Annotated in this window: 10 protein-coding genes; 7 read left to right on the top strand and 3 right to left on the bottom strand. The window is 60.9% G+C overall.

What is annotated here, in order from left to right:
- Positions 1-65 precede the first annotated feature (65 nt).
- Positions 66-386 (bottom strand): MTH1187 family thiamine-binding protein, encoded by a 321-nt coding sequence (locus FFV09_RS13490; protein WP_141448316.1) that lies wholly within the window; start codon positions 384-386, stop codon positions 66-68.
- Between the two features lie 300 nt (positions 387-686).
- Between FFV09_RS13490 and FFV09_RS13485 the strand changes: the two genes are divergently transcribed.
- The 6 genes from FFV09_RS13485 to FFV09_RS13460 all read left to right on the top strand — a co-directional run bounded on the left by FFV09_RS13485 (position 687) and on the right by FFV09_RS13460 (position 8,984).
- On the top strand, positions 687-2,741 hold the full coding sequence (locus tag FFV09_RS13485) for an anaerobic ribonucleoside triphosphate reductase (RefSeq protein ID WP_141448315.1): 2,055 nt from the start codon (positions 687-689) through the stop codon (positions 2,739-2,741).
- 46 nt (positions 2,742-2,787) lie between these two features.
- Positions 2,788-3,321 (top strand): anaerobic ribonucleoside-triphosphate reductase activating protein, encoded by a 534-nt coding sequence (gene nrdG / locus FFV09_RS13480; protein WP_141448314.1) that lies wholly within the window; start codon positions 2,788-2,790, stop codon positions 3,319-3,321.
- Positions 3,322-3,686: 365 nt separating this feature from the next.
- On the top strand, positions 3,687-4,529 hold the full coding sequence (locus FFV09_RS13475) for a TerC family protein (RefSeq protein WP_141448313.1): 843 nt from the start codon (positions 3,687-3,689) through the stop codon (positions 4,527-4,529).
- 268 nt (positions 4,530-4,797) lie between these two features.
- Positions 4,798-5,250, top strand: a complete 453-nt coding sequence (locus tag FFV09_RS13470; RefSeq protein WP_141448312.1) for an IDEAL domain-containing protein — start codon at positions 4,798-4,800, stop codon at positions 5,248-5,250.
- Between the two features lie 587 nt (positions 5,251-5,837).
- Positions 5,838-7,166 carry a serine--tRNA ligase gene (serS, locus tag FFV09_RS13465; protein WP_141448311.1) on the top strand — a complete coding sequence of 443 codons (1,329 nt, stop codon included), beginning with the start codon at positions 5,838-5,840 and terminating at the stop codon, positions 7,164-7,166.
- 231 nt (positions 7,167-7,397) lie between these two features.
- Positions 7,398-8,984 (top strand): methyl-accepting chemotaxis protein, encoded by a 1,587-nt coding sequence (locus tag FFV09_RS13460; protein ID WP_141448310.1) that lies wholly within the window; start codon positions 7,398-7,400, stop codon positions 8,982-8,984.
- Between the two features lie 927 nt (positions 8,985-9,911).
- On the opposite strand, the gene FFV09_RS13455 is transcribed toward FFV09_RS13460, so the two are convergent.
- Positions 9,912-11,579: an NAD(P)H-hydrate dehydratase gene (locus FFV09_RS13455; RefSeq protein ID WP_141448309.1), complete on the bottom strand. Its 1,668-nt coding sequence runs from the start codon at positions 11,577-11,579 to the stop codon at positions 9,912-9,914.
- A 146-nt stretch (positions 11,580-11,725) separates the two neighbouring features.
- The gene (locus tag FFV09_RS13450) at positions 11,726-12,358 is read right to left on the bottom strand and encodes an NAD(P)-dependent oxidoreductase (RefSeq protein WP_141450456.1); all 633 of its coding nucleotides are present in this window, start codon (positions 12,356-12,358) and stop codon (positions 11,726-11,728) included.
- Between the two features lie 373 nt (positions 12,359-12,731).
- Between FFV09_RS13450 and FFV09_RS13445 the strand changes: the two genes are divergently transcribed.
- Positions 12,732-13,688, top strand: coding sequence for a hypothetical protein (locus FFV09_RS13445; RefSeq protein ID WP_141448308.1), 957 nt, complete (start codon positions 12,732-12,734; stop codon positions 13,686-13,688).
- The last annotated feature ends 78 nt before the right edge of the window (positions 13,689-13,766 follow it).

Below are 13,766 nucleotides of genomic sequence, written 5' to 3'. Positions count from 1 at the left end.
TTTGACGCGGCTTTTCCGCGCTTGTTCCCGCGCCTTTTTGCTCCTGCTCCCTCCTGCTTCGGCGCTTACTGCACTTCGTTCGGTTCGGCCAATCGGGCTTGGACCGAAGCGAGCTTCTGGGCGGACGAGCCTTCTTTGTCGCGGCGGTCGTCGATCTTGACCGACGTGGAGACGCGCAGCGCGCCGGATTCGAAGGTGTGTTCGTGCAGCGCCTGTACCGCGTCCAGAATCCGGTCGAGCGGGCCTTCGATGATCGTGCTCATCGACGTCAATTCGTACCGGATGCCTTCGAGCGTCGCCAGCTTGCGCTGCATCTCCGCCACGTAGCCGCTCAGGCTCGTGCTGCCCGTTCCGATCGGAACGATCGTCAATTCCGCTATCGCCATGTTCATTCGCTCCTTTTGTTCGCGGATGCGGCGTTCGGTCCGCTCCGCGGTTGGGATGTGTTTATTGTATACCCCTTTGGCCGCGAAATCGAATTTGCGTCCGGTCCGCGCCGCTGCGGGCTTCGCGGCCAGAGGGCGTTTTCAACCTTGACGATTTGATTACTTTTTCGGCAGCCGTTTGTGGCAGTTGTGTGCCAATGCCCCTCCGTCGTCTTCACAACTACAAGATGTAGGTGTAGATTAAGGGCTCAGAGTCCAAATCTAGTATGAACCCTACATATCGAAAGGACGGAACCGACCATGAGCATCACCTTCCCCTTCTCTCCGGCAGCCCCAAACCGCGAGGCGCTCGAAGAAATTACCCGGATCGGGCGCGATATCGCGGACAGTCTCGACACGGAGACGCTGCGCGAGAACGCCAACCTGAACGGAGACAGCTTTTCCGGCAAAATGAGCAAATTCGGCAGCGAATACGCCAAATGGTACGCGCGCCGTCACGTGCTGCCGGCCGAAGTGGAAGCGGCCGTTCGCGGCAACACCGTCTACGTGCATGATCTCGACCATTACGCGGTCGGCACGACCAACTGCATCTTCATCCCGTTCGACAAGCTGCTCGCGCAGGGCTTCAGCACGGGCAGCGGCGATCTGCGCACCCCGCAGACGATCATGACGGCGATGGCGCTGACGGCGATCATCTTCCAATGCCAGCAGAACTCGCAGTACGGCGGCGTCTCGGCGAACAAGCTGGATCACGATCTGGCGCCTTACGTCGGCCGTTCCTTCATTAAGCATTTCCGCAAAGGGCTGGCCTATTTCGACTATTTCGCCGCGGAGCACCGGAATACGGATGAACCGGCGGCGCCGCGCGGGAAAGAAGCCGTGCCCGCCGACGCCGAACTGTTCATGGACAACGCCGAACTGAACGTCCGCTATCCGCACGCTTACCGCTACGCCTGCCAGGAGACGCGCCAGGAGACGTTTCAGGCGGCGGAAAGCCTCATTCACAATCTCAATACGATGTCGAGCCGCGGCGGCGGACAGATTCCTTTTACGAGTATCAACTACGGCACCTGCACGTCGAGCGAAGGGCGCCTCGTCATGGAGAGCCTGATGGAAGCGACGATGCGCGGGCTGGGCCGGGGGCAGACGCCGATTTTTCCGATCCAGATTTTCAAATGCAAAACAGGCGTCAACCGCAATCCCGGCGATCCCAACTACGACCTGTTCCTCAAAGCGATCGAATGCTCGACCCGACGGCTGTATCCGAACTTTGCCAACCTCGACGCGCCGATCAACGCGGAACATTACGTACCCGGCGATCCGGACACGGAATTCGCCACGATGGGCTGCCGCACGCGGGTCGTCGCCGACCGCTTCGGCCGCAACCGCCTGTCCGGCAAAGGCAATCTGTCGTTCAACACGATCAATCTGGTCAAGCCGGCGCTGGACTACGGAATCGCGCTCGGGCAGCGCGCAGCGGCAGACGAAGCCGGATACTACGCCATGCTGAAGCAATCGCTCGACGTCGCGCTTGCCGGACTGCTGCACCGCTACCGGATTCAGGCGAACCAGCCGGCCAAAGCGTCCGATTTCATGATGCGCGAAGGCGTCTGGGAAGGCGGTGAGCAGTTGGGGCCGGACGACAAGGTCGAAGGTCTGCTCAAGCACGGCAGCCTGTCGATCGGATTCATCGGCATCGCCGAATCCATGAAAGCCCTGTACGGCAAGCATCATGCGGAAGACGACGTCGTCTACGCCAAAGCGCTGCAGGTCGTCCGTTATATGAGAGCTTACTGCGACGAGATGAGCGAGAAGCACGATCTGAACATTACGCTGTTCGCCACCCCGGCGGAAGGACTGTCGGGCAAGTTCACGAAGAACGATGCCCGGGAATACGGCCGGGTTCCGGGCGTGACCGACCGCGAATATTACACGAATTCGTTCCACGTGCCGGTCTATTACAAGGCGACGGCGGCGCGCAAAATTTCGCTCGAAGCGCCATTCCACGAACTGTGCAGCGCCGGCGCCATCTCGTATGTCGAGCTGGACGGCAACGTGCGCAGCAATCCGGAGGCTTTTCGCAAGATCGTCGTCTACGCGCTGGAGCGCAACGTGAGTTATTTCAGCATCAACCACCCGATCGACCGCTGCACGTCGTGCGGCTACGAAGGGATCATCGGCGAGTCGTGCCCGTCCTGCGGCAAACCGGAGACCGAAGTGCACATCTCGCGCCTGCGCCGCGTGACCGGCTATCTGACCGGCGACTACCAGACGCGGTTCAATGGAGCGAAGCAGGCCGAAGTGCGCGACCGGGTGAAGCATGCGGGGCAGTCCGTTCGGGCAGAACGGGAATAACGCAAGGCCGGAGCACCGGCGGTCCGATCAGGGAGGCAGGAAGAAGATGAACATCTGCGGGTATTATCCCGAATCCATTAATGAAGGCGAAGGACTGCGGGCGTCTGTGTTCCTCAGCGGCTGCCGGCATGCGTGCAAAGGCTGCTTCAGCGCGCGCACGTGGAATTTCGATTACGGCGAGCCGTTCGACGACGGGCGCCAGCGGGCGATCATTCGCGAGATGGCGGACAATCCGCTGCTCGACGGGCTGACGCTGGCCGGTGGCGATCCGTTCTTCTCGGCGGCGGAGGCGGCGGCTTTCCTGGATCTTGCGCGCGAGACGCTTCCGAACCTCGACGTCTGGCTCTATACCGGCTACACATTCGAGCAGCTGGCGAGCCGCCCGGACTCCGACGAATATGCGCTGCTGCGGCGCGGCCAGGTGCTCGTCGACGGGCGGTTCGAAGCGCATCTGCGCGACGTGTCGCTGACGTACCGGGGCAGCTCCAACCAGCGGCTGATCCGGATTCCGGAGAGTCTGGAGAGCGGCCAAGCGATAGTATGGAAAAGAACGCGGTCGGAACACGGTGTAATTGTGTAGTTTTGTACTGTGTAAATATATACCTATATAAATCCAGTTCAGTATTTAATTGTTGACAACCTGCTTCGCATTCAGTAAGATAAGCTTAACTTTATGGAAGACCCCAATTTCATACTTGATCTTTCCTTAACCGGGTAAGAGGGAGTAGCTTTTACAGCAAAGTCGTCAATACGGGAGCATATCCCCGGCTTTGTTGGCAACCTACGTTGTTAGCGAGACTTTTACCGCTTCAGGTTACGTTTGTTCGTGCATTGGTGCACGTCTATACATTCGTACCCTTTGGCGGTAAAAGTCTCTTTTGTTTTATTGGGGTCTTGCCATGAACCAGAGGGAACTCAATCCCCTACAAAAAAGGAGTGAAGCTCATGGATTTGTCGTTGGCGCTAGAATACGGATGGGTACTGCTTGTACTCATCGCGCTTGAGGGCCTGCTTGCCGCGGATAACGCGCTCGTCCTGGCCATCATGGTTAAACCGCTGCCGGATGAACAGCGCAAAAAAGCTTTGTTCTACGGTCTCGTCGGAGCGTTCGTGCTTCGGTTCGGTTCCCTGTTCGTCATCTCGTTCCTCGTGGACGTATGGTGGATCCAGGCGATCGGCGCGGCTTACCTGCTGTTCATCTCGTTGAATCATATCATCAAGGCGATTCGAAGCCGAAAGACCGAGACCGACGAAGCGGAAGAATCCGCAGAAGGCAAAGGCGTCGGCAAAAAGAAAGTCAGCTTCTGGGGCGTCGTCCTCAAAGTCGAGCTGGCGGATCTCGCGTTCGCGGTCGACTCCATCCTCGCGGCTGTCGCTCTCGCGGTGGCACTACCTCCGACCAACTGGGGCACGATCGGCGGTCTGGATACCGGACAATTCGCGGTTATCTTCGCCGGCGGCTTTATCGGCCTCGTCATCATGCGTTTCGCGGCGAACCTGTTCGTCGGACTGCTTCACTCCCGTCCGGGTCTTGAAACGGCCGCTTTCGTCATCGTAGGCTGGGTCGGCGTCAAGCTCGGCATGCACACCCTCGGCCACGAAGCGATCGGACTCGTGCCGCACGATTTCGTGGAAGGCACGCTCTGGAAAACGACGTTCTACGTCGTCCTCGTCTCCATCGCCCTGATCGGCTGGTTCACGTCGAAGAAGATCGAAGTCAAAACGCACGAAGATCCGATTCGCGAAGTCGAAGAACAAGCCAAGAAGCTTCCGAAGATCGACAAGTAAGTCCAAGCGCTTTGCAATGCGCGATATTTCCCGGTACCGGATCGTCCTCTAGGACTGTCCGGTACTTTTTTGCGTCCGTGAAAAAAAGCGCGTATCGGAAGATGTTCCTATTAATCTTTTACGAGTAGATTTTGCGAAATCTTTTTAAACATTGCTATAAACTTTCATTTTCCTGCACCGATAAATAAATCAAGAAGATAACACACCAACAAAAAACGACAAAGTAAACGGATAAACGACAAATACCCAAGAGAGAGGTGCAGCACTCATGATCATGCTGAATACTAAAGGAATTACGGAAGTTCTTCACAAACAAATCGCGAAATTCTTCGAAGCCGAACCCGTTCTTCTCGAACTGACCCAGGACATTCACACCAACCAGGGCGAACAAGCCGGTCAGACGCTGCACTTCTCGAATCCGCACTACTGGGTCAAAGTCATGGACTGCTCGTTCGAAAGCTACGTCAGACCGGTTATCCTGTGCGAAGTGATCTACTTCCTCAAAAAAGAATTCATGGACGCCGAAGTCGAAGTGAACGTCGATATCGACCTTTCCGCGGACGCCGAAGAACGTATCCAAATCTCCGCCTGCATCAGCTTCAACGACCAGGTCGAACTGGAGCGCGGCGAACTGAACAACCTGATTGATCTGGCTCTGCAGCTCAAAGACAAGGAATGGTTCGAAGAATTGTCGAATCGCTATAACGCGATCAGCGCGTAAGCCTCCGCCTTATCTTTTACGCCAAGCAGCCATTCACAAAAAACGATCATTCATCCATTTTCCATCATATTCATCCAGCATTTTGAATGCCGCACTTTTGGGTGCTTCGCGGCTTCCCGGCCGGTATCCTTCCTCTCAGACTTCCTCTTTCGCAGCCGGGACCCGCTTCATCATATTTCCTCCTCCTTCATTGACGGCGGATCGCCCTCCTCTCCTTCCAGACCCGATCACGCGTGCAGGCTCCGGATTCCCCCGAATCCGAAGCCTCTTTTTTTTGCGTTTTTTGTGCACGTTGACGGCGGGGCGGCGCGGCGTTATACTGGGAATCACAATTTCAAACGTTCAGCATGCCGATGACGAGCATCCAACTCCGAGGCGTTTTCGTCAAGGGTCCGCGCGCACGTTCGTCCGCCGCGCCGACTCCCTAAGTCAACCGGTATTCGCCCGTTATCGCGGAATCCAGAGCGGATCGTTCCTGAAGGAACGGTCAAATTGGGTGGCACCGCGAGCGTACATACGCCCCTCGTCCCAAACGAGAGGGCGTTTTTGCGTTTTTTTATTCTTATTCCCAAGGAGCGTGCACACCCATGATGGACATGAAGCAGATTCGGGCAAAAGCGGAACAATTTCAGGCGGCGGCCGACGGTAAAAAAATAAAGCTGTCGATCGCCGAGCTGCTGGAGACGGACGAACGCAGGCGGGAGCTGGCCGAACGCTCGGAGACGCTGCGGGCGCGGCGCAACCGGTTCAGCGAAGAGATCGGAGCCTGCCTCGCCGCAGGCGACAAAGCCGAAGCGGATCGGCGCAAAGAAGCCATTCGGACGGAAAAAGCCGAGCTTGCGACGGTGGAGACCGAACTTGCCGACGTGAATCGGCGCTACCGCGAGCTGATGGACCGGGTGCCGAACCTCGTGTCGGCGGATACGCCCTACGGAAAATCGGACGCGGATAACGTGGAAATCGCGGTCGTCGGGGAGCTTCCGGCCTTCGATTTCGAACCGCGCGACCATGTCGAATTAGGCGACCTGCACGCTTTATTCGACATGGAGCGCGGCGTCAAAGTCGCCGGTACGCGCAGCTATTTCCTGACCGGCGACGGCCTGCGCCTTCAGCGTGCGGTGCAGCAGCTGGCGCTCGACCTGCTCGAAGAGCGCGGCTTCACCGGCATGGACGTTCCGCTGATGGTGCGGACCAAAGCGATGCGGGACACCGGATTTTTCCCGACCGGGCAGGATCAGGCGTACAAGATCGAAGGACAAGACGCCTGGCTCGTCGGCACGTCGGAAGTGCCGCTGATCGCCTACTTCGCAGACGAGATTCTCGACGTGGAGCAGCCGATCCGCGTGGCCGGCATCTCGACCTGCTTCCGCAGCGAAGTCGGCTCGGCCGGACGCGATACCCGCGGCTTGTACCGCGTGCATCAATTCGCCAAAGTCGAGCAAATCGTCATCTGCCGCGGCGAAGAAGCCGAAGCGGAGCGCCTGCTGCAGGACATTACGCGCAATGCGGAAGACCTGCTGCGCCTGCTTGAACTGCCGTACCGCAAAGTCGCCGTCTGCATCGGGGACATGTCGCAGAAAAATTACAAGCAGTACGATATCGAGACGTGGATGCCGAGCCGCGGCGCTTACGGCGAGACGCATTCGGCGTCGAACGTCGGCGACTTCCAGGCCCGGCGAGCCGGGCTGCGCTACCGGGGCGAAGACGGCAAACTTCGTTACTGCCATACGCTGAACAACACGGCCGCCGCCGTCCCCCGCCTGCTTATTCCGCTGCTGGAAAACCATCAGCGCGCAGACGGCTCGATCTACCTGCCGCCGGCGCTTCGCCCGTATATGGGCGGCCGCGAATGCCTGGCCGCTCCCGCTCCGGCGCTGCCTGATCCGATGACGAAAAATGTCGAAAACCAGTCGTAAAGCGCGTGAAACTGACCGTCGTTCTTCCGGGAACGACGGTCTTTTTTTGCCTGCCCGCCAACTGGATTCTGATATGCACAAAATATATTTTTTTACATTTATATGGTTTAGGTCTCAAAAAGCAGTTCTCCTCTGACGACAAATACATATATCAAGTCAAACGAAAAAAACCCGGGCAGCAGAAGCAGACGTGCCGGATGGCCCCAATACGATAAAACGGAGTGATTGGACATGCGTTGGTTCAGAAATCGGAAAATTTTTACCAAGTTAATGATTGTCGTCATGACCCTGACCCTCTTGACCGCCGGCGTCGGCCTGTACGGACTGTCCAATATCAATATGATGAAAACGAACCTGAACGAACTGTACAGCGACAACATGATTCCGCTGCGCAAGCTGGCGAATACCGAAACGTCGCTGCTCAAGCTTCGCGTCACGTCCCGGGATATCGCGATCGCCGACACTCAGGCCCAGAAGAAAGAAATCGCCGACACGATCGCTCCGCTGAGCGAACAAGTAACGGCCAACATGAACGATTATCGCCTCAGCCCGCTTACCCCGGAAGAAACGCTGCTGCTCGCCGAATTTGACGCGCAGTGGGCCGAATATCAGGAACTGTACGCCAACGCGGTCAAATTGGCCGAGACTTCGACCAATGCCGTTTTCCAAAAATACGTCACCGATGAGGTCGGACCGACCAGCCAAAAGCTGTACGAATCGATCGAAAAGCTCGGCAAAATCAACGAACAGCAGGCGACCGCGACCGATACTTCTTCCCAGGGCGACGTCTCGAAAGCTTCGCTGTGGACGATGATCGTTATCGCCGCCGCGCTCGTCTTCGGCGTCCTGCTCGTCCTGCTCGTGACGGCCATGATCAGCAGCCCGATCAAGCGGATCGGCGGCGTCCTGCGCAAAATCGCCGACGGCGACCTGCGGGAGAAATACGAGTACGCGGCCAAAGACGAAGTCGGCGAACTGTCCCAATCCGTCAATAAAATGGTCGACACGCTGTCCAGCCTGATCGGCGGCATTCAGGATTCCGCGCAAAGCGTAGCCGCTTCGTCGCAGCAAATCTCGGCCAGCACGCAGCAGATCGCCGGCGGCACGTCCGTGCAGCTGCAATCCGCCCGCTCGATTAACGAACTGTTCAAAGACATGGCAACGGCGATCGACGACGTGGCCAAAGGCGCGGAAGGTGCGGCGGAACTGTCGAACGCGACGGTGGAAATGGCCCATTCCGGCGGCGAAACGCTGCAGCTTGCCCTGCAAAGTATGGAAGACGTCACGCAGCAGGTCGGCAAACTTGAAGAACATTCCACGAAAATCGGCGATATTATCGGCGTGATCGACGATATTTCCGCCCAGACGAACCTGCTCGCCCTGAACGCCGCGATCGAAGCGGCCCGGGCCGGCGAGTCGGGCCTCGGCTTTGCCGTGGTTGCGGACGAAGTGCGCCGTCTGGCGGAACGCAGCGGCGACGCGACCAAAGAGATTACGTCCATTATCCGCTCCATGCAGCTCAATATCGAACGCAGCGTCACGGCCGTCAACACGAATCTCCAGCATGCGAACGATTCGGGCCGCGCGTTTAACGAGATCATCGACCGGGTCGGCAATACTTCGCTCAAAGTCAACGGCATCGCCGCGGCCAGCGAAGAACAGGCTGCCCAGACGAACGAAGTCATGCAGACGCTCACCGGCATCACGATCGCCAGCGAAGAGTCGGCCGCGGCCAGCGAGCAAACCGCCACGTCTTCCCATGCGCTCGCCCAGCTCGCGGACCAACTGCATATGTCGGTATCGACTTTCCGGGTGTGAGTGCCGGGGTCTGCGGGTGAAGGCGGGAGAAGTGCGGTTGAGTGCGGAGGCGGGATTGGGATTGGTGTAGAGATTCGCGGGATAGATTCGTGGGATGGATTCGTGGGATGGATTCGTGGGAGCGGAGATGCGGGATCGGGGTAGGCTCAATAGGGATTCGTGCAGGGATTCTTAGGTTGGGGATGCCTACAGCGGAATCAGACTTGGAGTGTTGGTGTGGATACGCCCGTGGCCTACATTTCGCTCTTACCGTCGCCTGATCCCTTGCATCCCGACGCCCTGCAGGTCTGCGAATTGCGTGGCGGGCGTATCGGCCAAAAGCCATACGGAGCCCTCATCATCCGCCTGTCCGCTCATCCATGAAATAACGTCCTGAGGACACTTAAATGGCCTCTGCTTGCCCGTGCGGGGCGGAATAGCTGCGTGAGAACAGCTATTTCTTCGCACGGAGATCGAAAATGTCTTTTTTTCGCAAAATAAGTGGATCTGCGCAGTTATTTATTTTCCGGACGGATTTTTGGGCAAAATAAGTGTTCCTACGCAATTAAAACGGCTGCGCTGCACTTTGCGGGGCATTCGATCAGGCGCTTCTTCTAAGATGAACGGGCGATAAGACGCCGCCGCGAAAAGCAAAGAGGCTCTAACGGATTGTATATCCGTTAGAGCCTCTTTTTTGGCGCACATTCGCCTGATAAAGGATCGTACCGACGCTTAACCGGCGTAAAGACGGGGATTGGGCCGGAAAAACAGGGCGATCCGTCGTTAAGCGGCGCCTGTGCCCGTTGAACATTCCAGAAGACCCAAATCCGCCGCCAAGCGTCTTCCCGTTCCGTTAAAACAGGCGCGCTGGCGCTGGCGTGCCTCAATCGCTATTTGGATAGGGAATGGCTGGGGTGCGGGCGCACCGAACGCAAGAGGCTCGCGTCCCTACAGCGCTTCGATCACGTCGCCGGCGAGCAGCGACGCGGGATGCTCGCGTCGCTCGGCGGCGCGTTCGCCGGCGCGGCCGTGCAGGTAGACGCCGAACGACGCGGCCTGCAGCGGGGACAAGCCTTGGGCGATCAGGCCGGAGATCGCGCCGGTCAGCACGTCCCCGGTGCCTCCGGTCGACATGCCCGGATGCCCGGTCGTATTGACGAACACGGCGCCGTCCGGCGCGGCGACGAGGGTGCGGGCGCCTTTGAGGACGAGCGTGACGCCGCGATCGACGGCGTACCGGCTGGCCGCGCCGATCCGGTCCCGCTGAAGTTCGGCGGTCGGCACGCCGAGCAGGCGGCCCATCTCGCCCGGATGCGGCGTCAGCACGACATTGTCGCGGCGGCCCCAGCCGTGGACAGCGTCTCCGGCGTCGGCCAAAATGTTCAGCCCGTCCGCGTCGAGCACGAGCGGCACGTCGGAGCCGGTCCACAGCTCTTTGAGCCAGTCGACGTCGCCGTCGAAACGGCCAAGTCCGGGACCGATCGCCAGCGCGTCCATCCGCTCGGCCAGCTTCAGGATCGTGCCGGCGGAAGCCCGGTTCCAGCCGTCCCCGGCCGAAGCTTCGGCGACCATCAGCTCCGGCACGTGGCCGACGATGTCCGGCAGCAGCGCCTGCGGCAGCGCCCACGTGACCAGGCCGCTGCCGATCCGCAGCGCGGCGCGGGAAGCCATGAAGCCCGCGCCGCTCATCAGGCGGCTTCCGCCGACGACGAGCACATGGCCGTAGGTGCCTTTGTGGCTGTCTTCGGCACGCCGCCTGGACGTGTCGACGCCAAGCGTTTCGCGCAGCGAACGCTCGGTAATCAGATGCGCGTTCGGCGGTTGTTCGATCCGCCCGGCGGCCAGCCGCGGAATGCCGACCGCGCGCACGCGGACTTCGCCGGCGGCTGCGGCGCCGGGATACTGCGCCAGCCCCGCCTTCAAGAAGGCGATGCAGACTGTGCGCACAGCGCGGATACAAGCCTCCGCGGTCTGTCCCGTATCGGCGTTCAGGCCGCTCGGCACGTCGGCCGCGACGATCGGCAGGCCGCTGTCGTTCGCGGCCCGGATCAGCGAAGCGTAAGGTTCGCGCGGCTCTCCGCTCGCGCCGACGCCGAGCAGCGCATCGACAAGGCCCGTATACGGGCGGAAGTCGAATTCGGCGGGATCATCCGGCGTCTCGACGGCGGCAATGCCGGAGCGCCGGGCCGCGGCGAACTGGGCCGCCGCTTCTGCGGAGAAGCGCTCCGGGCTCTCGGCGCACAGGATCGAGACGCGGACGCCGGCATCCTGCAGGTAACGCGCGGCGGCCAGTCCGTCGCCTCCGTTATTGCCTTTGCCTGTCAGGACGAGCCAGTGTTCACGCTCCGACCCGTCGAACGGAGCGATCAAAGCGTCCTCGTACACGGGACTCGTCGAGGTTACTCCGCGCTTGGGCGAACCGTCCGGACGGGTACCGGCGCCCGTGGCGTTCACCGTGCCGGGTCCGGCTGGCGTGCGGCTGTCCCGGCACCATTGAAGCACTTCTTCGGCCACCGCGCGGCCCGCGGATTCCATCAGCGCCATCGACGGAATGCCCAATTCGTCGATCGTGTAGCGGTCGATCGCCTTCATCTGCTGCGAGGTTACGATTAGCATGGTCAGCCTGTTCCCCTTTCGCGGTTACGATTGCGGTGATTCGGAGACGCTCGGTGGAGCGGCGATTCCGGGTTCTTTTTCATCATAAAAAGACTTACGTCCCGAAGATGCGGGCTGCGCCCGCGAAAGCTCGATCCGCGTTCGGTTCAGTAAGCGACCGTGAAGCGCGCACGGATAAAGTTCGGATCGTCGAGTTCGTCGATGACGGCCGCGGCAAAATCTTCCACGCTGATCCGGCTGTGTCCTTCGTCGTCGGTCACGAGCAGCGACATGCCGACACGGAAATTGCCGGTCCGGCGTCCCGGTTCGATCCAGGCGGCCGGGCTCGCGTACGTCCATTCCAGCTCGCTCTGCGCCAACACTTCGTACGCGTCGGCATGGGCCTGCGCCAGCGGAAGCAGCTCTTCCGGATAGTCCGGACCGTCCATCAGCCGGACGCCCGGCGCGGTCAGCAGCGTGCCCGATCCGCCGACGACGATCAGCCGGTCAACGCCTGCGGCCTGTGCTCCTTCGATCGTCAAGCGCATCGCTTCGGGCAGCAGGGGCGCTTCGCCCGGCTCCGAACCGAACGCGCTCAGGATCGCGTCGCAGCCCGCGGCCGCCGAAGCGATCGCGCCGGGAGCGAGCAGATCTCCTGCGCGTACTTCAAGCGCCGCATGTTCCTGGCCCAGCAGGGCCGGTTCGCGCATCAGCACGATGACCTCGCATTTGCGGTAGAGCGCTTCCGTAACGAGGCGGCGGCCCATCTGGCCCTCCGCTCCAAGTACCAATACTTTCATCAATTCCACTGTATATTCCGTCCTTTCGTGCGGCCGCCGGGCGGCCGAAGATTTGAAGACCCTTCCGTCGAACGAATATCGAACGTATCGGAAGCGGATCTTGGTCTTGCGTGCTGCAGTATGTGTTCGTCATGCGCGGCTGCCTTACGTTTTAGTACCCGTTTTGGGAGAAAGCCTCTCAACGCCGACGCGCCGAGCCGCCACAATCGATCGCTTGAATCGGCCGATGTGGCGTCCGCCGTTCTCCCCGCGTCAAGAATTGTACGCGTGCAAAAGCGCTTTGTCCATGAATTCGCTTTATTGAAGCTTGAAGCGGCCGGATGCTTGTGTAATAGTGGGGAGGACAGGTTATGCGAGAGGAAGGCGAAACGGAATGGAAACGTATGTCTGGCTGGCGACGGCCGCCTTTGCGATATGGATTTACGAACAGGCCCGCCGGGCGCTGGGCCGGCAGGCGGCGAACCGCGAGCGGCGCCTGCGCGCGGCGCTGGAGACGCTCGGTTCGGCGGCCGCCCGGCTCGACGCCGCGATGGCGGCGCCCGAACCGGCCGCAGCGCCAAACGGCGAACTGCGCGAACGGCTGCTGCTCTGCCAGGGCATGCAGGGCTTCGCCTCGGATCTGGACGGCCATCTGGCCCTGTATCTGGAAGACGGCGAAGCCGACCGGCTGCCGCTGCTGCACCGGGCGCTGCACCGCGAATTGGAACGGACCCGCCACGAGCTGGGTCTCCTGCTCGAACGCGAAGAGCGCCCTTCGTGGGGCGGCGGCTTCCTGCGCCTGCTGAAGCCGGCGCTCGTGCCGGTGCTGCTGGCGGCCGCGGGCGCCGCCGTCTGGCAGTACGCCCGGGAACCGGAGCTTGACGGCTCCCCGTGGCTGCCGCTGCTTCGCCTGCTGTCGTGGCTGCTGGCGGCCCTGCTCGCCGCCCGGCTGCTTGAGCCGGGCTACCGGGCCGAACGGCCCGTACTGCGGCGGCTTGTGCCGCTGCTGGCCGCGGCCCCGGCGCTGCTGAACGCGCCGCTCGGCGCGGAAGCCGCTCCGTGGCTGCTCGCCGCGCAGCTGGTGCTCGCGGCGCTCGGTTTTGCGGCGCTGCGTCCCGCCGACGCCAAGCGGCGCGAGCGCCCTTATGCGGGGCATTCGCCGCAGCTCCACCCGTCCACGGAGCGGGCGTCGACCTTCCCGAAGCGCAGCTCGGGCGGACCGGGCCACGCGGGCCATGCGGCGCACGCAGCCCAGCGGCCGCTTGAAGCGCCGGTCGAAGCGGCGGCTCCGGCCGGCCCGGGGCGGCCGGAGCCCGGGCCGGAAGCGGAAGGCGCGCTCAGCCCGCGCTGAACGGCCGCGTGCCCGGACGCAGGCGGGATGCCGATAGGAGGCCGATGCTTCGCCGCCGATGCCATCCCGGCCTCGCCC

The organism is Saccharibacillus brassicae (assembly GCF_006542275.1).
Classification (GTDB): Bacteria; Bacillota; Bacilli; order Paenibacillales; family Paenibacillaceae; genus Saccharibacillus; species Saccharibacillus brassicae.
The sequence above is the reverse complement of the archived record's forward strand: the minus strand, read 5'-3'. Positions and strand labels throughout refer to the sequence as shown.